Origin of the sequence: Kitasatospora sp. NPDC059646 (assembly GCF_042734615.1) — a bacterium.
Lineage (GTDB): Bacteria > Actinomycetota > Actinomycetes > Streptomycetales > Streptomycetaceae > Kitasatospora.
The window spans coordinates 18,069-43,669 of record NZ_JBHWDS010000011.1 but is presented as its reverse complement, the minus strand read 5'-3'; the positions used below and the strand labels follow the sequence as shown (position 1 = coordinate 43,669).

At 75.5% G+C, this 25,601-nt stretch carries 25 protein-coding genes; 14 read left to right on the top strand and 11 right to left on the bottom strand.

Features of this window, described 5'->3' with window-relative positions:
• Positions 1-39: 39 nt before the first annotated feature.
• A complete protein-coding gene (locus tag ACFV1L_RS09855; protein WP_380364592.1) occupies positions 40-999 on the top strand; it encodes an SDR family NAD(P)-dependent oxidoreductase in 960 nt (319 codons plus the stop codon).
• A gap of 93 nt (positions 1,000-1,092) precedes the next feature.
• A complete protein-coding gene (locus ACFV1L_RS09850; protein WP_380364590.1) occupies positions 1,093-1,488 on the top strand; it encodes a hypothetical protein in 396 nt (131 codons plus the stop codon).
• Between the two features lie 42 nt (positions 1,489-1,530).
• Here ACFV1L_RS09850 and ACFV1L_RS09845 read toward each other — a convergent pair whose 3' ends face one another.
• The gene (locus ACFV1L_RS09845; RefSeq protein WP_380364588.1) at positions 1,531-2,997 is read right to left on the bottom strand and encodes an aminotransferase class I/II-fold pyridoxal phosphate-dependent enzyme; all 1,467 of its coding nucleotides are present in this window, start codon (positions 2,995-2,997) and stop codon (positions 1,531-1,533) included.
• Positions 2,998-3,180: 183 nt separating this feature from the next.
• Here ACFV1L_RS09845 and ACFV1L_RS09840 point away from each other — a divergent pair, with 183 nt between their 5' ends.
• A complete protein-coding gene (locus ACFV1L_RS09840; protein WP_380364586.1) occupies positions 3,181-4,368 on the top strand; it encodes an alcohol dehydrogenase catalytic domain-containing protein in 1,188 nt (395 codons plus the stop codon).
• 33 nt (positions 4,369-4,401) lie between these two features.
• Here the strand turns inward: ACFV1L_RS09840 and ACFV1L_RS09835 are convergent, their stop codons facing one another.
• On the bottom strand, positions 4,402-5,382 hold the full coding sequence (locus tag ACFV1L_RS09835) for a TIGR03557 family F420-dependent LLM class oxidoreductase (RefSeq protein ID WP_380364584.1): 981 nt from the start codon (positions 5,380-5,382) through the stop codon (positions 4,402-4,404).
• Positions 5,383-5,529: 147 nt separating this feature from the next.
• Between ACFV1L_RS09835 and ACFV1L_RS09830 the strand changes: the two genes are divergently transcribed.
• Both ACFV1L_RS09830 and ACFV1L_RS09825 read left to right on the top strand, forming a co-directional pair.
• Positions 5,530-8,067 (top strand): molybdopterin oxidoreductase family protein, encoded by a 2,538-nt coding sequence (locus ACFV1L_RS09830; RefSeq protein WP_380364582.1) that lies wholly within the window; start codon positions 5,530-5,532, stop codon positions 8,065-8,067.
• Complete coding sequence (locus tag ACFV1L_RS09825; protein ID WP_380364581.1) at positions 8,064-8,546, top strand: hypothetical protein; 483 nt, start codon at positions 8,064-8,066, stop codon at positions 8,544-8,546. Before ACFV1L_RS09830 ends, ACFV1L_RS09825 begins: the two co-directional genes overlap by 4 nt.
• Positions 8,547-8,591: 45 nt before the next feature.
• Here the strand turns inward: ACFV1L_RS09825 and ACFV1L_RS09820 are convergent, their stop codons facing one another.
• The 4 genes from ACFV1L_RS09820 to ACFV1L_RS09805 all read right to left on the bottom strand — a co-directional run bounded on the left by ACFV1L_RS09820 (position 8,592) and on the right by ACFV1L_RS09805 (position 10,652).
• The gene (locus tag ACFV1L_RS09820; protein ID WP_380364579.1) at positions 8,592-8,825 is read right to left on the bottom strand and encodes a DUF6296 family protein; all 234 of its coding nucleotides are present in this window, start codon (positions 8,823-8,825) and stop codon (positions 8,592-8,594) included.
• A gap of 207 nt (positions 8,826-9,032) precedes the next feature.
• Positions 9,033-9,725: a D-glycero-alpha-D-manno-heptose-1,7-bisphosphate 7-phosphatase gene (locus tag ACFV1L_RS09815; protein ID WP_380364577.1), complete on the bottom strand. Its 693-nt coding sequence runs from the start codon at positions 9,723-9,725 to the stop codon at positions 9,033-9,035.
• Positions 9,726-9,936: 211 nt separating this feature from the next.
• Positions 9,937-10,137 (bottom strand): hypothetical protein, encoded by a 201-nt coding sequence (locus tag ACFV1L_RS09810; RefSeq protein WP_380364576.1) that lies wholly within the window; start codon positions 10,135-10,137, stop codon positions 9,937-9,939.
• A 143-nt stretch (positions 10,138-10,280) separates the two neighbouring features.
• The gene (locus tag ACFV1L_RS09805; protein ID WP_380364575.1) at positions 10,281-10,652 is read right to left on the bottom strand and encodes an STAS domain-containing protein; all 372 of its coding nucleotides are present in this window, start codon (positions 10,650-10,652) and stop codon (positions 10,281-10,283) included.
• A 245-nt stretch (positions 10,653-10,897) separates the two neighbouring features.
• Here ACFV1L_RS09805 and ACFV1L_RS09800 point away from each other — a divergent pair, with 245 nt between their 5' ends.
• Entirely contained in the window at positions 10,898-11,851 is a 954-nt protein-coding gene (locus ACFV1L_RS09800) for a helix-turn-helix transcriptional regulator (protein ID WP_380364573.1), read from the top strand.
• A 110-nt stretch (positions 11,852-11,961) separates the two neighbouring features.
• On the opposite strand, the gene ACFV1L_RS09795 is transcribed toward ACFV1L_RS09800, so the two are convergent.
• Both ACFV1L_RS09795 and ACFV1L_RS09790 read right to left on the bottom strand, forming a co-directional pair.
• The gene (locus ACFV1L_RS09795) at positions 11,962-12,204 is read right to left on the bottom strand and encodes a hypothetical protein (RefSeq protein WP_380364571.1); all 243 of its coding nucleotides are present in this window, start codon (positions 12,202-12,204) and stop codon (positions 11,962-11,964) included.
• Positions 12,205-12,801: 597 nt separating this feature from the next.
• A complete protein-coding gene (locus ACFV1L_RS09790) occupies positions 12,802-13,521 on the bottom strand; it encodes a hypothetical protein (RefSeq protein ID WP_380364569.1) in 720 nt (239 codons plus the stop codon).
• Positions 13,522-13,700: 179 nt separating this feature from the next.
• Between ACFV1L_RS09790 and ACFV1L_RS09785 the strand changes: the two genes are divergently transcribed.
• The 4 genes from ACFV1L_RS09785 (at position 13,701) to ACFV1L_RS09770 (ending at position 17,979) form a co-directional block, all read left to right on the top strand.
• A complete protein-coding gene (locus ACFV1L_RS09785; RefSeq protein WP_380364568.1) occupies positions 13,701-15,437 on the top strand; it encodes a glycoside hydrolase family 15 protein in 1,737 nt (578 codons plus the stop codon).
• Between the two features lie 117 nt (positions 15,438-15,554).
• Complete coding sequence (locus ACFV1L_RS09780) at positions 15,555-15,983, top strand: GntR family transcriptional regulator (protein ID WP_380364566.1); 429 nt, start codon at positions 15,555-15,557, stop codon at positions 15,981-15,983.
• Positions 15,980-16,945: an ABC transporter ATP-binding protein gene (locus ACFV1L_RS09775; protein WP_380364564.1), complete on the top strand. Its 966-nt coding sequence runs from the start codon at positions 15,980-15,982 to the stop codon at positions 16,943-16,945. Before ACFV1L_RS09780 ends, ACFV1L_RS09775 begins: the two co-directional genes overlap by 4 nt.
• The gene (locus tag ACFV1L_RS09770; RefSeq protein ID WP_380364562.1) at positions 16,942-17,979 is read left to right on the top strand and encodes a hypothetical protein; all 1,038 of its coding nucleotides are present in this window, start codon (positions 16,942-16,944) and stop codon (positions 17,977-17,979) included. Before ACFV1L_RS09775 ends, ACFV1L_RS09770 begins: the two co-directional genes overlap by 4 nt.
• Positions 17,980-18,047: 68 nt before the next feature.
• On the opposite strand, the gene ACFV1L_RS09765 is transcribed toward ACFV1L_RS09770, so the two are convergent.
• Both ACFV1L_RS09765 and ACFV1L_RS09760 read right to left on the bottom strand, forming a co-directional pair.
• Positions 18,048-19,532, bottom strand: a complete 1,485-nt coding sequence (locus ACFV1L_RS09765; RefSeq protein ID WP_380364560.1) for a SulP family inorganic anion transporter — start codon at positions 19,530-19,532, stop codon at positions 18,048-18,050.
• 447 nt (positions 19,533-19,979) lie between these two features.
• Positions 19,980-20,381, bottom strand: coding sequence for a hypothetical protein (locus ACFV1L_RS09760; protein WP_380364558.1), 402 nt, complete (start codon positions 20,379-20,381; stop codon positions 19,980-19,982).
• Positions 20,382-20,782: 401 nt separating this feature from the next.
• Between ACFV1L_RS09760 and ACFV1L_RS09755 the strand changes: the two genes are divergently transcribed.
• The 3 genes from ACFV1L_RS09755 to ACFV1L_RS09745 all read left to right on the top strand — a co-directional run bounded on the left by ACFV1L_RS09755 (position 20,783) and on the right by ACFV1L_RS09745 (position 23,902).
• A complete protein-coding gene (locus ACFV1L_RS09755) occupies positions 20,783-22,216 on the top strand; it encodes an FAD-dependent oxidoreductase (protein ID WP_380364557.1) in 1,434 nt (477 codons plus the stop codon).
• 232 nt (positions 22,217-22,448) lie between these two features.
• Entirely contained in the window at positions 22,449-22,928 is a 480-nt protein-coding gene (locus tag ACFV1L_RS09750) for a hypothetical protein (protein ID WP_380364555.1), read from the top strand.
• A 284-nt stretch (positions 22,929-23,212) separates the two neighbouring features.
• On the top strand, positions 23,213-23,902 hold the full coding sequence (locus tag ACFV1L_RS09745) for a YoaK family protein (RefSeq protein WP_380364553.1): 690 nt from the start codon (positions 23,213-23,215) through the stop codon (positions 23,900-23,902).
• Here the strand turns inward: ACFV1L_RS09745 and ACFV1L_RS09740 are convergent.
• Positions 23,884-24,615, bottom strand: a complete 732-nt coding sequence (locus ACFV1L_RS09740; RefSeq protein WP_380364551.1) for a class I SAM-dependent methyltransferase — start codon at positions 24,613-24,615, stop codon at positions 23,884-23,886. The two genes, ACFV1L_RS09745 and ACFV1L_RS09740, sit on opposite strands and share 19 nt — an antisense overlap.
• A 431-nt stretch (positions 24,616-25,046) precedes the next feature.
• Here ACFV1L_RS09740 and ACFV1L_RS09735 point away from each other — a divergent pair, with 431 nt between their 5' ends.
• A complete protein-coding gene (locus tag ACFV1L_RS09735; protein ID WP_380364549.1) occupies positions 25,047-25,328 on the top strand; it encodes a hypothetical protein in 282 nt (93 codons plus the stop codon).
• Positions 25,329-25,601 lie beyond the last annotated feature (273 nt).

The following is a 25,601-nucleotide window of genomic DNA, read 5'->3' as shown; positions in this document are numbered from 1 at the left end:
CAGGAAGCGACAGAAACCGGCGAAGGAGAGGTGGCGGCCGTGGCACGGGTGGATCTGGCAGGGAGGACGGCGCTGGTGACGGGCGGCTCGCGCGGGCTGGGCCTGCTGATCGCCGAGGAGCTGGCCCGGCGCGGCTGCCGGGTCGCCGTGTGCGCCCGCGACCGGCAGCAACTCCTGGTCGCCGAGCGGCGGTTGGCGGAACTGACCACCGGCTTCGCGGCCCTGGAGTGCGACCTGACGGCACCCGGCGCGCCACGCGACCTCGTGGAACGGGTGACCGCCCGGCTCGGGCCGATCGACCTGCTGGTCAACAACGCCGGGGTGATCCAGGTCGGCCCGCTGGCCGCCCTGGACGAGGACGACTTCCGCACCGCCTGGGACACCATGGTCCGCGCCCCGCTCGAACTGATCCTGGCCGTCCTGCCCGGCATGCGCGAACGCGGCACGGGCTCGCTGGTGACCATCGCCTCGATCGGCGGCCCCGTGCCCGCCCCGCACCTGCTGCCGTACGACACGGCGAAGGCCGCGCTGGCCGCGCTCTCCCGCGGCCTGCGGGTGGAGCTGTCCGGCACCGGGGTCCAGGTCACCACGGTGACACCGGGACTGATGCGGACCGGCTCCCACCTGGCCGCCCGGTTCTCGGGCCGGGCCCGGCACGAGTACTCCTGGTTCGCCACCGCGTCCGGCGCGCCGCTGCTGTCCATGGACGCGGGCCGCGCCGCCCGGCGCATCGTCCGCGCCGCCGAGTCCGGCCGGGCCGAGCTGACCCTGACCCCGGCCGCGAAGCTCGCCACCCGCCTCCAGGGCGTCGCCCCCGCGACCACCGGCCGGCTGCTCGCCTTCGCCGGCCGGCTGCTCCCGGGACCCGGCCCGGACCCGGACCACAACTGCCCGGGCCACGAGGCCGCCCGCCGCACCGGCCGCCTCGTCCCGGCCCTCACCACCCTCGCGGACCGCGCGGCCGGCCGGACCAACGAGCCCGGAGCCCAGGGATCTTGAGCCCCGACCGACCTCACCCCGGCCACCAAACCGCCCGCCCCACCAACCGCCCTGCCCCGCCCCGCACCACCCGCACGGCCCCCGCAGTCGACCTTGAGCCCCGCTCGAAATCGCCTCGACAGCCCCGGCCTGCGGGAGCTCGCGGCCTGCACCCGCGCCGAAGCCGACCGCGAGGTGCCCGACCTGCTCCCTGCCGCCTTCGCCGAACTCGGCCTCCTCCTGCCTCCCGCCGACGTCCTGCCTCCCGCCAACACCGTTCCCGGCCGGGAGGCCGCCGCCCGGGCCCTCGCCCGCCGGATGCTCGCCGGTGAGCTGACCGCCCGGCAGCTCGCGTCGCGGATCCACCGGCACTTCGGCCACGAGCCGCCGTTGGTGGAGCAGCTCGCCGCGCTCGACGAGGCGTACGACGTGCTCGGCCACGGGTGTCCGGGGTCGCGGTCGGAGATCGACGAGGAGGTCGTGGCCGAGGCCCGCCGCCTCGCCCTCTGACGGCCGTCCGGTCCGGGCGTCGGCCGCGGTCGTGACCCTGCGTCAGCTTCTCGCCGCCACGCGGACGGTGCGCAGCTCCGGGTCGGCGGCGTCCGGGACGAGCATGCCGGCGGCGCGGCCGGTGCGCAGGTAGTCGAGGACGGGGCGGTTCAGCCGTTCGCCGGGCAGTGCGGCGGGGATGCCGGGCGGGTAGGGGGTGAGCATCTCGGCGGCGATCCGGCCGTCCGCGTCGGTGAGTTCGACCGTCTCGACCGGTCCGAAGAACGCGTCGCGCGGCAACTCGGCCTGTTCCAGCCGGAGTTCCTTGGGATCGGGGACGTCGACCTGCTGGGCGGGGGTCAGTTCCGGGGCGTGGACGGCGAGTTCGGCGAGCGCGTCGAGCAGGGCGCCGGTGCTCACCGGGTCGTCGGCGTGAGTGAGTTGGGCGCTGATCCGGCGGTGGTCGCACAGGTGGGCGGTGATCTGGTGGTGGGCGCGCAGCCAGTCGCCGGCCCGGTAGCCGGTGGTGCCGAGCGCGGTGATGTCGATGATGATCTGGAGCGGGTCGAGGTCGGCGGCGAGGCCGGGTCCGCAGAAGTCGGCGCGGCCGTGGACGTGCATGCCGTCGATGGCGTCGATCCGGTCGCGGGTCTGCGCGGCCAGCGCGAGCGCGTCGTCGTACAGCCGGGGGCCGTGCTGGACCATTTGCCGGCGCCAGCCGTCGAGGGCCGCGTAGATCAGGACGTTGGGGCTGGTGGTGTCGAGCAGGTCGGCGCACCGGCCGAGCACGACGGGGTCGATCAGGTCGCCGCGCAGGTGGAAGACGGAGCCCTGTTCCAGGCCGGAGCCCATCTTGTGGACGGAGGTGACGCAGAGGTCGGCGCCGGCGTCCATCGCCCAGGCGGGCAGCTGGTGGTGGAACGGCAGGTGCGCGCCCCATGCCTCGTCGACCAGCAGCGGGACGCCGTGCTCGTGGCAGGCGTCGGCGATCGCCCGGAGGTCGGCGCAACTGCCGTACGGGGTGGGCGAGGTGACGAGTGCGCCGCGGGCCTCGGGGTGGGCGGCGAGGGCGGCCCGGTAGGCGTCGGCGGTGGGCGGGTGTGCGAGGTGGCGTTCGGCGTCCCAGGCCGGGTCGACCCAGATCGGGCGGATGCCGGCCAGGATCAGCCCGGCGATCACCGACTTGTGGGCGTCCCGGCCGACCAGCAGGTGTTCGTGCGGTCCGGCGACGGCCAGCATCGCGGCCTTCACGGACAGCGAGCTGCCGCAGGTGGAGAAGAAGGTGTGGTCGGCGTCGACGGCTTCGGCCATCAGCTCCTGGGCGCGTTGGAGGGTGCCGTGCGAGTCGGTGCGGTCGTCCAGGCCGCCGGTGGCGAGGACGTCGGAGCGGAACACGTCCGCGCCGAGCACGTCCAGCACCCGGGGGTCGGTGCCGCGGCCCTGCTTGTGGCCGGGCGGCGTGAACGCGGTGAGCGGGTTGGCGTGCAGTGCGGAAAGCGCTTCCAGCACGGGAGCCTGCGACTGGTCCATGCGCCGCGCCTGCCCGCCTGCCGCGAGCGGAAACCGCCGGCCCTGCCGCCGACCGGCCCGGCGGGGGCGGCCGCGACCGGACATGCCCGGCCGTCGGTGCGGACGGCGGCGGGGCCGCTTGGCCTTCGGCCGTCCCGGGCAGACGCGGGCCCGAAGCCGAGTGCCGAGCGATGGGAGTGCACGATGCGTGCGGTGACGTGGCAGGGCAGGCGGGACGTCCGGGTGGAGCAGGTGCCCGACCCGCGGATCGAGGACCCGACGGATGTGCTGGTGGAGGTGACGTCGACCGGCCTGTGCGGTTCCGACCTGCACCTGTACGAGGTGCTCGGGCCGTTCCTCGATCCGGGCGACATCCTCGGCCACGAGGCGATGGGCGTGGTCCGGGAGACCGGCCCGGAGGTGCGCACCCTGCATCCGGGCGACCGGGTGGTGGTGCCGTTCAACGTCAGCTGCGGCACCTGCCGGATGTGCGCGGCCGGCCTGCAGTCGCAGTGCGAGACCACTCAGGTGCGCGACTACGGGAGCGGCGCGGCGCTGTTCGGCTACACCAAGCTGTACGGCCAGGTCCCCGGCGGGCAGGCGGAGCTGCTGCGCGTCCCGTTCGGCGACACGCTGCCGGTGAAGGTGCCGGAGGGGCCGCCGGACGACCGGTTCGTGTTCCTGTCGGACGTGCTGCCGACGGCCTGGCAGGCCGTCGAGTACGCGGACGTCCCGGACGGCGGGACGCTGCTGGTGCTCGGGCTCGGGCCGATCGGCGACATGTGCGTGCGGATCGCCCTCCAGCGGCCCGGCGTGCGGCGGGTGATCGGCGTGGACCTGGTGCCCGAGCGGCTGGAGCGCGCCCGGGAGCGCGGGGCGATCGTCCTGGACCTGACCGACCGGCCCGAGCTGCTGCCGGAGACGGTGCTCGACCTGACCGACGGCCTCGGCGCGGACAGCGTGATCGACGCGGTCGGCATGGAGGCGCACGGCTCCCCCGGCGCGGCGGTCGCGCAGCGCGCCGCCGGGCTGCTGCCGGACGCCCTGGCCCGTGCCCTGATGCAGCGTGCCGGCGTGGACCGCCTGCACGCCCTGCACCTGGCCGTCGACCTGGTGCGCCGCGGCGGCACGATCTCCGTGGTGGGCGTGTACGGCGGCATGACCGACCCGCTGCCGCTGCTCACCATGTTCGACAAGCAGATCCAGTTGCGGATGGGCCAGGCCAACGTCCGCCGCTGGACGGACGACCTGCTGCCGCTGCTCACCGACGCCGACCCGCTCGGCGTGGACGGCTTCGCCACCCACCACCTGCCGCTGGACGAGGCGCCCGCCGCGTACGAGATGTTCCAGCAGAAGCGGGACGGCGCGGTCAAGGTGCTCTTCCGGCCCTGACCGTGCCGCCCCGTCGCTGGAGGTGACGTGCCGTCAGTGACCGGGCCGTCGGAGTTCGCGGAGCGCGGGCAGCAGTTCGCGCTCCGCCCAGTCCGTGAAGGCGGGCTGGCTGTCGCCGCCGATCTGGATCAGCGCCACCTCGTCGAACCCGGCCTCCACGTAGGGGCGGACGGCGTCGACGAAGTCCTCGGTCCGGTCGCCGCAGGGGATGGACGCGGCGACGTCCTCGGGTCGGACGTACGCGGTGGCGGCGGCGAAGCCGGCGGTGCCGGGGATGTCGGCGTTGACCTTCCAGCCGCCGCCGAACCAGCGGAACTGCTGGTGGGCGCGGGTGACGGCGGCGTCGCGGTCGCGGTCGAAGCAGACCGGCACCTGTCCGACGGCGGGCTTCCCGGCGCCGCCGTGCTCGGCGAACGAGGTCAGCAGCCGCCGTTCCGGCTGGACGGCGATCACCAGGTCGGCGAGGCGTCCGGCGAGCGCGCAGGAGACCGGGCCGGACACGGCGACGCCGATCGGCGGGGGCTCATCGGGCAGGTCCCACAGTTTCGCGCCGTCCACCTGGAAGTGCCGCCCGTGGTGGGTGACGTACCCGCCGGCGAACAGCGCCCGGATGATCTCCACGGCCTCCGCCAGCATCTCCTGACGCACCGCGGCGGCCGGCCAACCCCGGCCCACCACGTGCTCGTTGAGGTTCTCGCCGCTGCCCAGCCCGAGCCGGAACCGGCCGCCGGAGAGCAGCTGGACGGTCGCGGCCTGCTGCGCCACCACCACCGGGTGGTAGCGGAAGGTCGGGCAGGTCACGTACGTCATCAGCGGCAGCGCGTCGGTGGCCCGGGCCGCCGCGCCGAGCACCGCCCAGGCGTTGGGGGCGTGGCCCTGTTCGTCCAGCCACGGGAAGTAGTGGTCGGAGGTCACCGAGAAGTCGAACCCGGCCCGCTCCGCGCGCACCGCGTCGTCCACCAGGTCGGTCGGTCCGCGCTGCTCCGTCATCATCGTGTATCCGATTCGCACCATGGTTCGCGTGTGCCCGCGCCGCCGCGGTCCGCACGCGGATCACCGGGTTTTCCGTCCGTTCGCAGCAGTGGCCGGGCGGGGGGCTGAGGCGGCGCCGACCGGGTACACGCGGCCGTGCCGACACCGTCCGAGTGGAGGAGGGCCGTCATGCGCCGACGACTGGACCGGATCGCCGAGCCGTGGGGCGACCGCACCCCGTACGGACCGGGGGAGCCGTGGCCGGTGCGCCGCGACACCCACCTGGCCGACGGCCTGACCGAGCGGGACGTGCAGCGCTGGGTACCGGCCGCGTCGCTGCTGCACTCCAACGGCGACGCGATGGACGTGGCGGTGCGCGACGGCCGGATCGTGGGGGTGCGCGGCCGCGTCGGGGACCGGGTGAACCGGGGGCGGCTCGGGCCGAAGGACCTGTTCGGCTGGCAGGCCAACCGGTCCGGCGACCGGCTGACCGCGCCGCTGGTGCGGCGCGGCGGGCAGCTGGTGGAGACCGACTGGGACACCGCGATGGGCGAGGTCGTCCGGCGTTCGAAGGAGCTCCTGGAGCGGCACGGTCCGGGATCGATCGGCTTCTACACCTCCGGGCAGCTGTTCCTGGAGGAGTACTACACGCTGGCGGTGATCGCCCGCGCCGGGATCGGCACCGGCCACCTGGACGGCAACACCCGGCTGTGCACCGCGACCGCCGCCGAGGCGCTGAAGGAGACCTTCGGCTGCGACGGCCAGCCCGCCTCGTACCGCGACGTCGACCACTGCGACGCCCTCGCGCTGTTCGGGCACAACATGGCGGAGACCCAGCCGGTGCTGTGGATGCGGGTGCTGGACCGGCTGGCCGGCGCCGCGCCGCCCCGGCTGCTGTGCGTCGACCCGCGGCCCACGCCGGTCGCCGCCCGCGCCGAGGTGCACCTGGCGCCCCTGGTCGGCACCAACGTCGCCCTGCTGAACGCCCTGCTGCACGAGGTCGTCCGCACCGGCCGGCTCGACCGGGCGTTCCTGGACGCGCACACCGTCGGCTTCGACGAGCTGGCCGCGAACGTCGAACGCTGCACGCCCCGCTGGGCGTCCGCGATCTGCGACGTGCCCGCCCGCGAGATCGAGCGCGCCGCCGAACTGCTGGGCGACGCACGGGCGCTGCTGTCCACCGTGCTGCAGGGCGTGTACCAGTCGCACCAGGCGACCGCCGCGGCGGTGCAGGTGAACAACCTGCACCTGCTGCGCGGCATGCTCGGCCGGCCCGGCTGCGGGGTGCTGCAGATGAACGGCCAGCCGACCGCCCAGAACACCCGCGAGTGCGGCGCCGACGGCGACCTGCCGGGCTTCCGCAACTGGGAGAACGCCTCGCACGTCGCCGAGCTGGCCGAGCTGTGGAACGTCGAACCGGAGCGCATTCCGCACCACGGGCCGCCGACGCCCGCGATGCAGATCTTCCGGTACGCCGAACAGGGCTCGATCGGGCTGCTGTGGATCTCCGGCACCAACCCCGCCGTCTCGCTGCCCGAACTCGCCCGGATCCGCCGACTGCTGCGCTCGGAGGGCCTGTTCACCGTGGTGCAGGACATCTACCCGACCGAGACCGCGCTGCTCGCCGACGTGGTGCTGCCCGCCGCCACCTGGGCGGAGAAGACCGGCACCTTCACCAACGCCGACCGCACCGTCCACCTGTGCGAACAGGCCGTCGAGCCGCCCGGCGGGGCCCGCTCCGACCTCGCCATCCTGCTCGACTACGCCCGCCGGATGGACTTCCGCGACCGCGACGGCGATCCGCTGATCGGCTGGGACGACCCGCCCTCCGCGTTCGCCGCCTGGCAGCGCTGCTCGGCCGGCCGCCCGTGCGACTACACCGGCCTGTCCTACCCGCGGCTGCGCGAGTCCGGCGGCATCCAGTGGCCGTGCACCGCCGACGCCCCCGAGGGCACCGAGCGCCTCTACACCGACGGCATCTCCTGGGCCGCGCCCGACCGGTGCGAGACCTACGGGCGCGACCTGGTCACCGGCGCGGCCGTCTCCGAGACCGAGTACCGGGCGCTCAACCCGCACGGCCGGGCGGTGCTGAAGGCCGCCGAGTACCTGCCGCCGCACGAGGACACCGACGAGCAGTACCCGCTGCAGCTCACCACCGGCCGTACCCTGTACCACTTCCACACCCGCACCAAGACCGGCCGCGTGCCCCAACTCGACGCCGCCGCACCGGAGGTGTGGGTCGAGCTGTCCGCCGCCGAGGCCGGGCGGCGGGACCTGCGGGAGGGCGACCTGGTCGAGGTCGGCACGCGGCGCGGCACCGTCCGCGCCCGGCTGCGGATCACCGCGATCCGCGACGGACTGCTGTTCCTGCCCTTCCACTACGGCTACTGGGACACCCCCGGCCGCACCGGCCCCGGTCCCGAGGGCGGGCGGGCCGCCAACGAGACCACCGTCACCGACTGGGACCCGGTCTCCAAGCAGCCGCTGTACAAGACCGCCGCGGCCCGCCTCACCCTGCTGGCACGCTCCGCCGGCACCCCGTCCCCCGCCCCGACCACCACCGCCTCCGCCCCCGCCGACCCGGCCGCCGTCCCCGCCACCACCGGCGGGCCCGACGCCTGTGCCGACCAGCGGACCGACCCCGGGCCGGACCCGGACGCCGGGCCCCGGCCCCCCGCCGCCGACACCTCCGACACCTCCGACACCGCCGAGAAGGACATCCCATGAACGGCACCAGCGCCGTCCTGCGCACCCTGCACCACGGCGAACTCGCCCTCCAACAGGACCTGTTGGCCGCCGCCGACCGGCACCGCGACGAACCCGAACTGCGCCACGTGGCGAGCGACCTGGCCCGCTGGTCCGGCGAGCACGCCCGCCGGATCGCCGACACCGCCGCCGACCGCGGACTGCACCTGCCCGGCCCGCCCGAGCCCGCCCCGCTCACCCGGCTGCGCCGCAAGGCCGCCGAGGACCTCGCCCCGCGCCCCGCACCCGAACTCGCCCTGCTGGACGACCTCTGCGCGCTGCACCTCGACGCCACCCGCAACTCCCTGCACTGGGAGATGCTCGCCCAGGCCGCGCAGGCCCTCCGCGACAGCGCCCTGCTCGACCTCGCCACCCGCTGCCACCCGCAGACGCTCCGGCAGATGCGCTGGACCAACACGATGATCAAGACGCTGTCGCCGCAACTCCTCACGGCCGACTGAACCGCGCGCCCCGCCACCCGGGCCCGCAGGCCGGCCGACGCCCCGTCAGTCGCCCAGCGGGTACGCGTAGCCGAACGGGTGGCACAGCCCTTCCGGGTAGGGCTCCAGGAAGCGGGCCACCAGACCGTGCACGACGACCCGCAGGCCGCCCTCGCCCAGGTAGACGACGTGGCCCTCCGGGGTGGTGTCGTCCGTCCGGTACACCACCACCGTCTCCTGCGGAGCGTGCGAACCCGGACGCCCGGGTACGGCGATCCGGTAACCGTGCGGGCTGTCCATCACTCCACCTCGGCGCTGCTGCTCCGGGGACCCGACGTGCCCCGCCCGGCCCCGTAACCGGCGCATACCCTCCGGGTGTTCGCCCGAACCACCCCGCTTCCGGCGCCCCTCGACGGCGCCGCCCCGGACCGCACCGGCCGGGTCATCACCGGCGGGGCCGGGCCACCGCAAGTCCGCTCCGCCCTACGGCTGTTGGCAGGCGGGCGTTCAGCGCGGTGCCGTCGCGGCGGCCGGCAGCTTCCGTACGGCGGCGGGCAGGTCGGCGGCGCAGTGCGGACCGGCGGTTTCGATCTCCTCGGGGAGGGTGGCGAGGCTGGGCACCAGGATGCCGTGGGCGCCGGCGGCGGCGGCCGCGGCCAGGTCCGCGCCGGTGTCGCCGATCACGGTGGCGTGCCGGGGGTCGGCCCGCAGGGCGCGGATGGCGGCCAGGACGAGCCCGGGCGCGGGCTTGCGGCACTCGCACCGGTCGGCGGGGGTGTGCGGGCAGACCGCCCAGACGTCGAACGGGCCGAGCATCTCCTCGACCCGGCGGTTGACGACCTCCACCTGGTCCCGGGTCAGGATGCCCCGGCCCACGCCGGACTGGTTGGTGACCACGCCGAGCGGCAGCCCGAGGGCGCGCAGTTCTTCGAGGGCCTCCCGGACGCCGCGCCGCGGATAGACCCGGCCGGGGTCGCCGTTGTAGGCGATTCCCTCGATCAGGGTGCCGTCGCGGTCCAGCAGGACGGCCGCGGTCCGGTGGCCGGCCGCCCGCCGCTGCTCGGTGCGCCCCGGTCGGATCCACGGCGCCGCCTGCGCCGCTCCGACCGGCCCGGACGGTCGCGGTTCGGGGACCGGCCGGCCGCCGGCGACGCGGGCGGCGGCGGGTCGCGGTGTGCGGGACTCCGGTGTGAAGGCCATGCCCAGCGGCTAGCCAGTGCCCGGCAGCTCAAACACCCGCCGCACCGGGCCCGCGGCGGGCGCACAGCGCACCTGGGTGCGCCCGGACACCACCGGGCCCCGCGCCGCCGCTCGCCGCGGCGCGGGGCCCGTTGTCCTGACGGCCGCTCAGCTCGGTCCGGCCGCAACTCCGTCGCTGCCGCCCCCGGAGGTCCCGGCGGCTGTCCCGGCGTCAGTCCTCGCCGAGGACGGCGTACCGTTCCGCGTCCGACGTGGGATCCGCCGGCGGCTCCGCAGCGTGCCGGGACGGCGCGGCCGCCGTCTCCGCCCGGGAGGCGCGCCGACGCTCGCCGGGCCCGGCGGCGAGCCGCGCCGCGGGCCGTACGGCCGGCGGAAGCCGCGGCACCGAAGTGGTGGATCGACGGGTGTCCATGACGAGGTCCTTTCCGTTCCCCCCTCGTCCACTGGTCCTTGGGTTCCCCTCCCGGGCGGCGCGCCTACCCGGCCGGGCGGCCCGGAAACGCGGCCGGCCGCCCGCTGACGTCCCGTCAATCCGCTGTGCCCGGGCCCGGACGCCTACGGCACCCGGTCGACGATGTCGAAGACCCGGTCCGTCTCGGTGACCTGGAACAGCCGCGACACCTGCGGGCTGGGCGCACCGATCCGGAACGTCACGCCCGCGTCGAGTGCCGCCCGGTGGGCGCGGATCAGCTCGTTCAGGCCGGAGGACGAGCAGAAGCCGAGCTCCGAGCAGTCCACCACCACGGCGCGCGGCGCGGGCCGTCCGTCCAGCGCCCCGCGCAGCGCCTGGGCGAGTGCGGGGGCGGTGTCCATGTCGGCCTCGCCGGCCACCTCGACGACGCAGGTGCCCGACGGGCCGGGGCGGTGGGTGATCCGCAGTCCTGTCGCCGGTTCACGACGCGGTTCCTTCGGCTGTTCCCCGTACATGGCCGGACTCCTTTCGCGGTCGCCGGGCGCCCGCGCTGGGGCCTTCCTTCGACCGTGGCCGAGTCGCCGCGCCCGCGCAGCCCCGAGAACGAAACGCCGGCTCCCGTCAGCCGCCGGAGCGAAGCCCCCGGCCGAAACGGGACGCCCCGAGTTCCACCCGCGCGGCGGCACGCGTACCCTCGGGCCGAAGAGGAGGCGGCATTCGCCGGGTCGGCCGTCGGCGGCCCCGTGCCGGTGGCAACAGCGTGCAGACCCTGCGGTTCGACAGCACCAGCGTCGATGCGACGGAGGAGTTCCTGTCGACGGCGTACACGCCGATGCGGATCGGCGGTCCGGTCGAGGACGCCCGGGTCCGGATCGACCGCCACGCGGTCCAGCAGTTCAGCATCGACCGGCTCAGCTTCGGCTACGACATGGCCTTCGACGCGAACGGCCTGCCCGGCGTCTGCCTGATCAGCATGCACAGCGGCACCCTGGTCGACCGGACCGGCGGCGAGGAGCGCGTCTACGGCCCCGGCGAGACGTTCCTGCTGACCCCGCCCGGGACGCCCTACCGGGGCGAGGTCCGCTCCGCCCGGTACACCATCGCGATGTTCGACGCCGACCTGTTGGACGCGCTCGCCCCCGCCGGCTCGGACTCCCCCGGCCCGGTCCGGCTCACCGGCGCCCGCCCGCTCACCCCCGCCGCCGGCCACGCCCTCGGCTCGACCATCGCCTACCTGCGCGACCACGTCCTCGGCGACGCCGCCGCCCCGCCCACCGACCTGCTCGCCGCCACCGCCGCCCAGCACCTCGCGGCCGCGGCCCTCGCCGCCCTGCCGCACAGCGCCCGCACCGAACCCACCCGCACCGACAGCCGCGACGCCACCCCCGCCACGCTGCGCCGCGCCCTCTCCTGGATCGACGCGCACGCCCAGCAGGACAACATCACCGTCGCCGACATCGCCCGCGCCTCGTACGTCACGCCCCGCGCCCTGCAGTACGCGTTCCGCCGCCACCTCGGCACCACCCCCCTCGCCCACCTGCGCCAGGTCCGCCTGCACGCCGCCCACCGCGACCTGCTCGCCGCCGACCCCGCCACCACCACCGTCACCGCCGTCGCCATGCGCTGGGGCTTCGCCCACCCCGGCCACTTCGCCGCCCACTACCGCGACACCTTCCGCACCACCCCGACCACCACCCTGCGCCGCCGGCCCTGACGGCCCGTCACCCCGTCCCCGCGCAGGCGACCGGCCGACCGTCCAAAGACGGGTGCCGCACGCTTCGACGCGAAGCGTGCGGCACCCGGACGACACCGGCCGCGGTCGGATCAGGCCACCGGCGTCACCGGGAGACAGACGGCGTAGACGTCGTACGTGCCCGCGGTACCGGCCGAGTTGTTGAAGGACACCGTCCAGCTGTTGTCGGCGGAGGGGTAGGACTCGTACAGCTGGGCCGTGAGGTTGTTGCCCCCGAGGGGCGTCCGCAGGCCGCCGCCCGTGATGACGGTGCCCGACGGGCAGGTCGCGGTTCCCGAGTTGAGCCCGTACACCAACGGGTAGGTCTGCTGCACGATCCGGGTCGGCAGCGTCGGTCCGGGAGGGCCCGCCGGCCCGGGAGGGCCGGGAGGACCCTCGGGTCCGGGAGGTCCGGGCGGCCCCGGCCTTCCGTGCGAGCAGCTGTCCGCGCAGCTGCCGTCCCCTCCGTGGCCCTCTTCGCCGCCGGCGACGGCCCGGGTCGAGGCCGTTCCCATCAGCAGCGCGCCGACCAGCACGGGCAGGGCCGCACGTCGCAGCAGGGCAGTGTGTTTCCGTCTCAAGCTGTCCTCCCTGGGTGTTCGGCCTCCGGGCGCACCCCGCACACCGGGCAGCGGCAACACGCGCGCGGCATGCCCGAAAAGCCTTGGATGTGCAGATCTGAACACGGTCAGGACAGCTCCGCCAGCAGGGAGCCGCCCAGGGCCCGACCGCAGCACGGCCGACCGTGCCCGATCGCCGCTCCGGCCTGGCAGGACGTCAGTTCCCCGGGCCCCACCGCCGCGTGACCGAACGCTCCGCCGCCCGGACGCGACGGCCGGCCGCCGCGGAAGCACCGCCCCGGCCTGCCGTGCACCGAGCGCCGGAACCTCCGCCGACGGCCAGTCAGCCCATCCCCCGCGACGGGGCCCCAGCTAGTCCTCCGCCTCCTCCGACCGGACCCGCACCGCCTCCTCCTCGGCCGAGAGTCCCGGCCGGGGGCCGCTCTCCTCGCCGCGCAGGTCGGTCCGCGGGTCGGAGAGGGCGATCTGGCCCGCCGGGTCGTCCGGCTCGCCCGTCCCGGCGCCGGTCACGTCCGGGCGTTCCGCCGCGAGCTTGGCGTCCAGCGACTCGCCGCGCGCCTGCTCGTCGCCCGTCACCCCGTACGACTCCGCCGCCACCGGCCGGTCGCCGGGGACGGGCGGGCGCTGCGGGTCGGAGGCGCGGGCGGCGGTGGGCGAGCCGTCGGCGAGGTCGGGCAGGCCCTCGTCCTCGGGGGCCGCGCCGGGGTCGGCGGGCCGGGCACGGTCGGGGTCGATCGCGGCGGGCGCGTCCTGCACGGCGTCCGGGGGGATCTCCCGTTCGGTCGCGCGCGGCGGGCCCGGCGGATCCGGCTCCTGACGCGTCACCGACCCCCCGTCGCCTCCGTCGCCGTCCCCGTCGCCACCGCTGTCGCCCGACTCCTCCGGGGTGGTGCCGGGCACCGGGCCTTCCGCGATCTCGGGCTGCTGTTCGTCGCTGCCGGCCACGTTGGGGGTGTCGCCCTTGCCGATCGGGGCGGGTACCCGGTCGCCCTTCTCGTCGTGGCCGCCGGCGGTGTCGGCGGGGCCGATCGCGCCTCCCATGTCGTGCAGCGGGCGCTTGCGCTCGGTCATCGTCGGTCCTCCGATCGGAGTGCTGCGGCGCCAAGTGGGGCCACCCGGCCGCGGATACGTCTGCGCCCGCGCGTGTGCCCTCCCGACGACCGGCGAAACGATCGCCCGGCCCCCAGGTTTCGCCGTCCGGGCTGCGGCAATGCGCTGCTGCGAGACCTGCCCCGTCCCGGAGTTCCGCCATGCCGTGCACCCCTCCCGCCCCGCACGCCCTGCGCGACTACGCGCTGCTCGCCGACGGCCACCGGGGTGCGCTGCTCGGCCCGGACGGCGACGTGGTGTGGCTGTGCGCGCCGCACTGGGACAGTGACGCGGTCCTCTCCGCACTGATCGGCGGGCCGGGCTGGTACCGGGTCGCGCCGACCGGGACGCACGTCTCGGGCGGCTGGTACGAGGACGGCGGGCTGGTCCGGCGCAGCCGGTGGATCACCCGGGGCGGGGTCGTGGAGTGCCGCGAGGCCCTTGCCCGGCCGGGCAGTTCGCACCGGGCGGTGCTGCTGCGCCGGATCCTCGCGGTGGACGGCCCGGCCGAGGTCGAGGTCGCGCTGCACCTGGCCGCCGGGTTCGGCGCGCACGGCCCGGCCCGGGCCGCCCGGGACGAGGCGGGGCGCTGGTCGCTGCACAGCGGCCCGCTGCGCGCGGTGCTGGCGGGCGCGCCGGACGCCCGCGTGCTGCCCTGCGGCGGGCTGCACGCCGTCCTCCGCCTGGCGGCGGGGGCGCACCACGACCTGGTGCTGGACGTCGCCGACCGGCCGATCGACGTTCCGTCGGATCCGTCGGAGGCCTGGCGCGCCACCGGGTCGGCGTGGGCGGCGGACGTCCCCGCGCTCCCGGGACTGCCGGGGCGGCGGGACGCGCGGCACGCGTTCGCGGTGCTGACGGGGCTGACCGGCCCGGACGGCGGGACGGTCGCGGCGGCGACCACCAGCCTGCCGGAGCGGGCCGAGCAGGGGCGCAACTACGACTACCGGTACGTGTGGATCCGCGACCAGGCGTACATCGGGCAGGGCGTCGCCGCCTGCGGGCCGCATCCGCTGCTCGCCGGCTCGGCGCGGTTCGTGGCGGCCCGGCTGCTCGAACACGGTCCGCGGCTGGCTCCCGCGTACACGGTGCGCGGCGGGCCGGTGCCCGACCTGCGCTCGCTCGATCTTCCGGGCTACCCGGGCGGGTTCGACGTGGTGGGCAACCGGGTCCGCCGGCAGTTCCAGCTCGACGCGTTCGGCGAGTGCCTGCTGCTGTTCGCGGCCGCCGCCCGGCACGACCTGCTGGACGGGGACGGGCGGCGAGCGGCCCGGATCGCCGCCGCCGCGATAGCCGCCCGGCACCGCGAACCGGACTCCGGCATCTGGGAGATCCACCCCGACCGCTGGACCCACAGCCGTCTCACCTGCGCGGCCGGCCTGCGTGCCGCCGCCGGGTCGGCGGTGCTCCCCGCCGCCGACTGCCTGCCGCTCGCCGACCGCCTGACCGCCGACGCGTTCGCCGACTCCCGCCATCCGTCCGGGCGTTGGCAGCGCTCGCCGTCCGACCCGGCGGTCGACGCGGCGCTGCTGCTGCCCGCCCTGCGGGGGGCCGTTCCTCCGGACGCGCCGGTCGCCCGCGCCACCCTGGCCGCCGTCCAGGCGGAGCTGACGGACGATCACTTCTGCTACCGCTTCCGCCACGACGAGCGCCCGCTCGCGGACGCGGAAGGCGCTTTCCTGCTCTGCGGCTTCCTGGTCGCCCTCTCCCGGCTCGACCGGCACGACCTCCCGGAGGCCTTCCGCTGGTTCGAGCGCAACCGCGCCGCCTGCGGCCCCGCCGGCCTGTTCGCCGAGGAGTTCGACGTCACCCAGCGCCAACTCCGCGGCAACCTCCCGCAGTCCTTCGTCCACGCGCTGCTGCTGGAGTGCGCGGCCCGGCTCGCCGACGCCTCCTGACGATCGCTCCCGTTGCCCGATCCACCGTCAAACACCGCTCTCATCAGGCGACTTGACCCGCCGGACGGCACTCCGCCACCATTCCACTAATCAATTAGTGAAAGGGTGGTGGTGCCGGTGATCGAGTACCGCCTCGATCGGCGCAGCGGCGTCCCGACGTATCAGCAGATCGTGCAGCAGACCAGGCACGCGCTGCGGCTCGGCGCCCTGCAGCCCGGGGATCGGCTGCCGACCGCCCGGGAGGTGGTGGAGCGCACGGCCGTCAACCCGAACACCGTGCTGAAGGCGTACCGGGAGCTGGAACGCGAGGGGCTGGTCGCGCCGCGGCCGGGCCTCGGGACGTTCGTCCTGCGGTCGCTGTCCCGGCCGGAGACCGCCGAGGGCGGGCCGCTGCGGGCGCAGTTGACGGCATGGGTGGACGGGGCCCGGGAGGCCGGGCTCGACCGGGAGGACATCACGGCGCTGATGGCCTCCGTACTGGATCAGCGCTTCGAGACCGGGGTCGGCCCGGCGGAGCGGACCGCACTGGGCAAGGGGGAGGAATGACAGCAGCGATGGACGGACCGCTCGCGCTGGCGGCGAAGGACCTGGGCAAGAGCTACCGGTCCGGTCAATGGGCGCTCAGGCACTGCGACTTCACGGTTCCGACCGGCCGGATCAGCGGCGTGGTGGGGCCGAACGGGGCGGGCAAGAGCACCCTGTTCGGGCTGGCGGCCCGGCTGTTCGCGCCGTCCGAGGGCGAGCTCCGGGTGCTCGGCGAGTCGGTGGCGGTCCGGGCGACGCCCGAACTCCGCGCCAGGGTCGCCCACGTGACGCAGGAGAAGCCGCTGTACCGGACGTTCACGGTGGCCGAGACGCTCCGGCTCGGCCGCGAGCTGAACCCGCACTGGGACGAGGAGACCGCCCGACGCGTGATCGATCTGGGCGAGTTGCCGCAGACCGCACGGGTCGGCGCGCTCTCCGGCGGCCAGCGCAGCCGGGTCGCGCTGGCGCTCGCGCTCGGCAAGCGGGCCGAACTCCTGCTGCTGGACGAGCCGTTCGCGGACCTGGACCCGCTGGCCCGGCACGAGCTGACCGGCATCCTGCTCGCCCGGGCCGCCGAGCACGGCACCACGGTGCTGATCTCCTCCCACCTGGTCTCCGAGCTGGAGGACGTGCTCGACCACGTGCTGCTGGTGCAGTCCGGGGGCATCCGCCTGGCCGGCGACCTGGACGAACTCCTGGACGCGCACCGCCTGGTGACCGGACTCGCCGACGCCGAGCGCCCCGCCGGGCAGGTGGTCGAGTGGCGGGTCACCGGCCGCCAGGCCACCGGCCTGATCCGCACCGGAGCCTCCGGCGCCCCGGCGGAGCCGGTTCCGGCCCCGTGGGAGGCGGTCAGGCCACGCTTCGACGAACTGCTGCTGGCCCACCTGCGCAACCCGGCCGGCCCCGCCGGGCCGTCCGCACCGGGAACGGAAAGCGCTTGCCCGGACCGCCCTTCGACCACCCGCGAGGCCGCCGCATGAGCACCGCACAGCTGACCGCACCCACCGCGCCCGGCACGTCGCCCGCCCCGGCCCCGGCCCGGCGCTCCCGCCTGCACGGCCTGGCCTGGCTGGCCTGGCGGCAGAACCGCCTCGCGGTGTGGACGCTGGGCGGCGCCCTGCTGCTGGTGTCCGTCGGACTGTTCGTCCTGCACTGGCAGTTCCAGGACGTGATCTCGCTGACCCTCGGCCGCTGCGCCCCCGCCGGCAGCTGGAACGACCCGGCCTGCGCCACGATCACCGCGGACCGCGCCGACCTGATGGACCTGTACGCCCGGGTGACGCACAAGCCCTTCTTCCTCCTGCCCGCGCTGGTCGGCATGTTCCTGGGCGCCCCGCTGCTCGCCCAGGAGCACGAGCGCGGCACCCTGCTGATGATCCGTTCGCAGTCGGTCTCGCCGCTGCGCTGGCTGACGGCCCGGCTCGCCGCGCCCGCCCTGCTGGTGACCGTCGCGGTCGGGCTGTTCGCGGCCGTGAACACCTGGCTCTGGTACGACATGCACCGCCTGCGCTTCGCCGGCGACGAGGTGTTCCCGGGCTTCACCTACGCGACGATCGGCCTGGCGCCGCTCGCCTGGTCGCTGTTCGCGCTCGCCCTGGGCGTGGCGGTCGGTCAACTGGTGCGCCGCACCGTGGCGTCGGTGCTGGTGACCGGCGTGCTGGTGCTGGGGGCGCAGGTGCTGGTGCAGTCCGTCCGGGTGCACTTCGTCACGCCGTCGGTGGCCACGTACGCGATCCCGGGCGGCCGGGCCCAGCACGTCGTTCCGCCCGAGGCGTGGCGCAGCAACGCCTGGCTGGTGGACCACGGGCCGGTGCTGGCCGACGGCACCCGGCTGTCGGAGAGCGAGTGCTACCGCCACGGCGACGCGTGCTCGGCGTCCGACCTGGCCTGGGGCAGCTACCACCCGCTCTCGCACTTCGCCCCGATGCAGCTCGTCGAGGGCGGGCTGCTGCTGGTCGTCTCGGCCGCGCTGGTCCTGCTGGTCTACCGCCTGGTCGGCCGTACCACCGCCTGAGCACCGGCCGCCCGGCAACACCGTGGACACCCGTCCACGGTGGTGCCGAGCGTGTTTTTGACGGTCCGTCAGGCGGTGCGGACCAACTCGGCCTCGGGCGTGACGGTGACGGGGACGCCGCGTCGGCGGTGCTGGTCGGCCCAGGCCGTCAGGGCCTGGCGGCAGGCCGCGTCGAGGTGGGTGAGGGCGGACAGGTCGAGCTCGACCGGGCCGGTCGGCGTGACGTCCTCCAACCGGTCGACCAGGGTGGGGAGTTTGACGAACGTGGCGTTCCCGTGCACCCGGACCACGGTGCCGGCCGGTGACTGTTCGACGTGCAGCCGGATGTGGGTGACGTCCCAGGCGGTCTTGGCGAGCGCGGCGACCAGGCCGATGGCCACGCCCTCCAGCAGGTTGAGGGTGACGATGCCGGTCGCGGTGGCGAGCAGGACGAGCGCCTCGGAGCGGTCGGTGCGCCACAGCCGCAGCCGGGCCCGGGGCGCGACCAGCTTGCCGCCCGCGTGGACCAGCAGGCCGGCGAGCGCGGCCAGCGGCACCAGGTGCAGCAGGCCGGGCAGCACCAGCGCGAACAGCAGCAGCCACACGCCGTGCAGGACCCGCGAGGCCTTGGTCCGCGCCCCCGCCTGGACGTTGGCGGCACTGCGGACGATCACCGCGGTCATCGGCAGCGCGCCGAGCGCCCCGGCCACGGTGTTGCCGACGCCCTGGGCGAGCAGCTCCCGGTTGTAGTCGGTGCGCCGCCCGGCGTGCATGTGGTCGACGGCGGACGCGCTGAACAGGCTCTCGGCGGACGCGATCAGCGCGAACGCCAGCACGGTGCCCCACACGTCGGGCCGCCCGAGCATCGCGAACTGCTCGGCGCCCGGCGGCTGCAGGGTGCCGAGCAGCCCGTCGACCCGGACGGTCGGCACCGGCAGGTGCAGCAGCCGGACGGCGGCCGCGGCGAGCACCACGGCGACCAGCGGGCCGGGCAGCAGCGCGAGCCGGCGCGGGACGTGCTTCCACAGCACCAGGACGGCGATCACCCCGGCGCCGACGGCGAGGGACGCGCCGCCGGCCGCGGTGCCGACCGCCCGGACGGCCGCGGCGGGCAGCCCGGCGAGGTCGGCAAGCGCTTTCCCGCCGGACTTGCGGCCCAGCAGCACGTACGCCTGGGAGGAGATCAGCACGATGCCGATGCCGGTGAGCATCCCCTCCACCACGGCCGAGGAGACGGCCCGGAACCAGCGGCCCAGGCGGAGCAGGGCGAGCAGCACCTGCACCAGGCCGGCGGTCAGCACGAGCACGCCGAGTGCGGGCAGTCCGAAGGCGGTGACGGCGGAGTGGACCAGCACGGTCAGTCCGGCGGCCGGCCCGCTGACCTGCAGGCTGCTGCCGGGCAGCGCGCCGGCCACCAGGCCGCCGACGATGCCGGTGACCAGGCCGAGTTCGGCGGGCGCGCCGGAGGCGACGGAGACGCCGACGCAGAGCGGGACGGCGACCAGGAAGACGGTGATCGAGGCGGGCAGGTCGGTGCGCAGCACGGCGCGCACCCGGGCGGGGTTCCAGGGCATGGCGGGTCCTCGGACGTAGCAGTGACGGGGACTTCCGGTGGTGCGGGCACGGCCCCGCCCCGGGCGCGCCGCGGGGGCGGGGCCGGACGAGGGCGTGCGGGAGGGCGCGCGAGACGAAGGCTCGCGGCGCGACCTGGCGTTGCGTGGTGTGGCGTGGTGTGGCGTTGCGTGGTGGACGGGCGGTGATCGGGTGACGGCTGGCGGGTGGCGGTGACGGCGCGTCAGGGCCGGGCCGGGCGGGCCGGGTTCAGCTCCGTCGCCGCTGTCGGGCTTCCGCGCGGGCTCTGCTGCCGCACGGTCCGGCCTGTGCTCCGCCGACCGGTCCGGCGTGTGCGCCGACGCGGGCGGCGACGTGGACGCAGGCTCGGGCTCCGGCTCCGGCTCCGGCTCCGGCTCCGGCTCCGACGCGGGCTAGGCCCGCACGGGCGCGCGGGCCCGGGGGTCCGCTCAGCAGCGGAAGACCTGCAGAGCGGCCGGGTCGGCCGGGCGGACGGCCCGGGCCCGACGGCCGGCGGTATCGGGCGGCGTGCGCGGGGCGTCGGCCTCGGCGGCGCGGTCTGCGGAGCGTGCGCATCCGGGGCAGGCGGCGAATCCGGCCGCGGCCCGGGAGGTCCGGAGCGTTCCGGGCGTCCGGGTGTCGTGGCGCTCGGGCGTGCCGGGGGCGGTGGAGCCGCGGCCGCGTTCGCTCTCCGGCTCCTCCTCCACCGTGCTGCCGGCGGGGCCGGCGGTGGGGGCGGGCCGGACCGCCGACGGCGACCGGTCCGCCGGCTGACCGACCGTCAGTCCGACCAGGAGGGAGGCGACCAGGGCGACGAGCAGCAGCCCGATCGGCAGCACGGCTCTGCGCATCCCCGCCCTCCCCGGCTCGCGTCCGGCCGGCTCCCCGCCGTCGGACCTGATGTGCCGCCATCGTATCCGGGCGGTCACCATGGGTGCGCGGCCGCGGGCGGTTCGCCGGCGTCTCGGCCACGGTTTGTCCGGTTCCCGGCCGCGCACACGCCGCGCACACGCCGCATCCGGGGGCGGTTCCCCGTCGCACCCGCGCCGCACCGGTGGCGTCGGCGGCGGGCACAGCAACGGCAGGGCGGTCGGGCCGCTCCTGCCACTCTCAAGCTATAGCGCGACGGGGGGCTTGTGGCAAGGCCCGGGTGGTGGCGCAGAATGTCCGGCCGAGGCCGGGATGCGCGCGGTACGCGTGGAACGTCCGGGTTCTGACGGAAAATCACTTGCCGGGCGATTTCGGAGGATTGATGATCGACGTGCTGGTGGTCGGCGGCGGGCCGACCGGGCTGATGCTGGCGTGCGAGTTGCGGCTGCACGGGGTGGAGGTGGTGGTTCTCGAGCGGTTGACGGCTCCGACCGGGGAGTCGCGGGGTCAGGGTCTGCACACGCGCAGCGTGGAGGTGATGGATCAGCGCGGGCTGCTGGAGCGGTTCCGGGCGGTGAGTCCGGAGTTCCGGGCGGGCGGCCTGTTCGGCGGCGTGGTGAAGGACTGGCCGGAGGGGATGGACACGGCGCACCCGTACGGGCTGGCGACGCCCCAGCCGGTGACGGAGCGTCTGCTGGCGGAGCGCGCCGCGGAGTTGGGCGTCGAGCTGCGGCGCGGCTGCGACGTGGTGGAGCTGGCGCAGGACGAGGAAGGGGTGGAGGTCGGGACGGCGGACGGCTCGCGGCTGCGGGCGCGCTGGCTGGTGGGCTGCGACGGCGGGCGCAGCACGGTGCGCCGGCTGGCGGGCGTGGCGTTCCCGGGTGAGCCTGCGACGGTGGAGACGCTGCTCGGGCAGATGTCGGCGACGGAGGATCCGGACCGGATCGCCGAGGTGGTGGCGGAGGTGCGGCGTACCCAGTTGCGGTTCGGCGTGCAGCCGGAGGGCGACGGGCAGTACCGGGTGGTGGTGCCGGCCGACGGCGTGTCGGAGGACCGGGCGGCGCCGACGCTGGAGGAGTTCCGGCGGCAGCTGTGCGCGGTGGCGGGCACGGACTTCGGCGTGCACTCGCCGCGCTGGCTGTCCCGCTTCGGGGACGCGACGCGCCAGGCCGAGCGGTACCGGGTGGGCCGGGTGCTGCTGGCGGGCGATGCCGCGCACATCCATCCGCCGACGGGCGGCCAGGGCCTGAACCTGGGCGTGCAGGACGCGTTCAATCTGGGCTGGAAGCTGGCCGCGGAGGTCAACGGCTGGGCCCCGGCGGGCCTGTTGGACTCCTACCACGCGGAGCGCCACCCGGTGGGCGCGTCCGTGCTGGCCAACACCCGGGCGCAGATCACCCTGCTCGACGACGGTCCCGGCGCCGCCGCGCTGCGCGAACTGTTCGCCCGCCTGATGGACTTCACCGAGGTGAACCGTCACATCACGGGCGTCATCACGGCGGTGGACATCCGCTACGACTTCGGCGAGGGCCCGGAGTTGCTCGGCCGCCGCCAGCGGGACGTCGCGCTCGCCGACGGCCGCCTGTACGGCCGGATGCACGCCGGCCGCGGCCTCCTGCTGGACCGTACGGGCGGTCTGTCGGCCGGCGACTGGCCCGACCGGGTCGACCTGGTCCGCGACGAGTGCCCCGAACTGGCGGCCCCCGCGGTCCTGTTGCGCCCCGACGGCCACGTGGCCTGGCTCGGGGACGACCAGGCCGGGCTGGCGGCCGCCCTGACCCGCTGGTTCGGCGCGCCGTCGCCCCGCGCCGCCTGACCGGGCCGGTGGCGGGGCCGTGACGGGCGGTCGGCTCCCCCTTCCCCGGGCGGAGTCGGCGGTTCGCCGGAGCGTTGCCGTCACCCCAAGGGGTGGATCAGTCACCTTGGGTACGGAAACGCGGTAAGCGGACGGTCGGACGGGACTCATCCCCCACGAGCCGGTCAGCAGCCGGTGCCGATCGCGCGGCCCGCAGGGGCGCGCCTCTCGTGAACGTGAAGGGGAAAGCTCCATGACCGTCGTTCCGCTCGACCCCGCTTCGCCCGCCTCGCACGCCGTGGGCATCGACTTCGACCAGACCCTGGTGGCCCACGACGACGGATGGCAGGACGGCCGCATCTACGGCAAGCCGATCCCGGGGGCGATCGAGTCGCTGCACGCGCTGAACAAGGTCCGGTCGGTGTTCATCATGACCGCCCGCCCGCGCCGCTTCCACCCCGCCGTCGCGGGCTGGCTGCGCACCCACACGGGCCTGGAGACCATCGTCGACGAGGATCCGGAGCGCGCCTACTGGCAGGGCGACTGCCTGCTGGTGACGAACAAGAAGCTGGGCGCCGCCGTCTACATCGACGACCGGGCGATCCGCTTCACCGGCGACTGGGCGTCCGCCCTCACCGACGCCCGGCACGCCATCGGCCTGCCACCCGTCCCGCACCGCACCGCCCGCGACCCGGAGGCGGACCTCGCCCACCGCTTCCCCGACCGCTGCTGACTCCCCCTGGGACCTGACCGGTGCCTCGGAAGGACGGTGCCCCCGCACGGCGCCCCTTCCGGTCCGATTGTCGGTACGGCTGGGACTCCTGACGTCTCGTCATCCCCTTCTGCCGCGATCGACGATCGGCTCCGCTCCCCCGGCAGTTCGACGGGACGTGTTCGCCGTCCGCATCCGGCCGTTCGACAGCACGTCTCGGCGGATTTCCGTCGGCGGGTTCCCTCTCCGCGCGGTACTGCTCTGGCAGGCTACTGACCGCCCGCCCGACGTCGCAGAGGAGTGCCGTGTCCGCCGCCGCCCCGCCGTCGCCACCGCCGCCGTCCGACCCGATCGGCGCGACCACCGAGGACGGCGACCCACTGGCCCTGGCCCTGTTCGGGCTCACGGCGGTCAGCGGCCTGATCGACGCCGTCAGCTATCTCGGCCTGGACCACGTGTTCGCCGCCAACATGACCGGCAACGTGGTCGTCATCGGTTTCGCGCTGGCCGGCGCGCCCGGGTTCTCCGTCCTCGGCTCCCTCACCTCGCTGGCCGCGTTCCTGCTCGGCGCCGCGCTCGCCGGCCGCCTCACCACCGGCCGCCTGCGCCCCGCCCTCGCCGCGGAGACCCTGCTCCACCTCGCGGCCGCCGCCGTCGTCTTCGCCCGGGGCACCCACGGCGCGCTCCTCCAGTACGGACTGATCGCCCTGCTCGCCCTGGCCATGGGACTGCGCAACGCCACCGTCCGCAGCCTCGGCGTCCCCGACCTCACCACCACCGTCCTCACCATGACCCTCACCGGCCTGGCCGCCGACACCCGCCTCTCCGGCCGGCCCTCCCCGCGCCAGCGCCGCCGCCTCCTCGCCACCCTCACCATGACCGCCGGCACCGTCCCCGGCGCGGTCCTGGTCCTCCACCACCACCTCCCCTGGGCCCTCGTCCTCGCCGCCGCCCTCACCGGTGCCACCCTCCTCCTCTACCGCGAAGCCGCCTGACAACCGCCCCGGTGGACGCGGGCCGCGAGGAACGGCGGAAGCCCGGCCCGTCGGGGCTGGGCGGCCACCAGGGCGGGTGTCGGGGCCGGCTCGGCGACGGCGTCCAGGACGAAGCCGTGGCGGAGCAGCGCGGCGAGGTAGCCGGCGAGCGTACGGTGCTGGTTGCCGGCCCGGCGGGCGCCCTCGGGGTTGACGGAGCGCCAGAAGCCCTCGGTGAGGTAGTGGCCGACGACGCGGCGGGCGGTGCCGTCGGGCCCCGTCGTCCAACTCGCGTGCGGCGCTTCGAAGCAGGGGTGCGGGATCGTCAGGACGAGTGAGCCGTGCGGGACGAGCACGCGTCGGACGGCGGCGAGCGCGGCGTCCAGGTCGGGCACGTTGTTGAGCGACAGCCCGGCGGTGACCAAGTCCACGGAGCCGTCGGCGACGGTCCGCAACGCGCAGCCGTCGTCCACCGCGTAGACCGCCCCGCCCCCGCGCGCCCGGGCGTGCTCGATCATCGCGGGCGACGGGTCGATGCCCAGCACGGTCGCCCCACGGGCCGCCACGGCGCGCGCGATGATCCCCTCACCGCAGCCCAGGTCGAGGACGCGCTGCCCGTCGAGGCGCGCGGGCAACTGGCCGAGCAGCACGTCGCGGTTGAAGACGTGCATCGCAGAGCCGTCCCGCAGCAGCGCCGCGTACCAGTCGGCGATGGAGTCCCAGGAGTCGGTCACCGGCCGACCCCGGCGTCCCCGCGGCCGCCCCGGCCCGTCCCGCTCCGCCGCACCATCCACCTGACCTCCTGCCGAGTGGTCCGGGAGAGCAGCGCGCCCGTCCCGACCGGTCCTGCGGGACGTGTCGCCCTCGGCTCGCCCGCCCGGATGTTGTGTTCGGCCACTTTGATACGCCCGGGCGGTCCGCCCGGTCCAGGCCTTTTCCGCTCCTGCCGCGCCCCGACCGGGCGTAGGCACCTGCTGTTCACAGTCGCCCGCCCCGTCCTCGCCCGCCCCGACTGCCGTTCGCCGCAACGGAACTGACCGACCGTCCGGGCCACGCACCGCGATCCGGCCACCCACCCCTCAATTGGTCCATACCATTGACGCGATCAACTCAAGTCGGGCAAGATCGCCCCTGTCGATCCCCCGGAAGCCCGAGGAGCCCCCGCATGGCCGTCCGTCGCGCCGCCAAGGCCGCATCCGCCCTCGCCCTCGGCGGCGCCCTGGCGCTCGGGCCGGCCGGCAACGCCTCCGCCGCCCCGATCGCCGACCTGTCCGGCATGGGCTGCCCCACCTCGTACACCAACTACTACGGCAACGGCGGCTTCGTGCAGACGCTGACGTACACCTACACGGGCGGCAACGGCTACCGGTACGGCCACTACAACGTGGTGTTCCGGAACAACTTCGGCGACACCAACGAGGGATCCCGCGACTACCGCTGCTACTGACCGGCCGGCCCGCGGGGGTCCGGGGGCGTCAACGCCGCCGGACACCCGGGGGCGTCAACGCCGCCGGACGTCAGGGGGCGTCAACGCCGCCGCCGGGACGGTCCGCAAGGTCCACGAGGGCCGCACCGACGGTGCAACCCGCTGCATGATTATCGCCACCACAACAGCGTTATCCGGACGATTCCGGTCGTTCTCGACCGTTTCGCCCCGCTTCGCTCAGGTCCTGCGGACGTCCAGGAGGTGGCCCGGGCAAGACCTGGGGCGGGCCGGGGA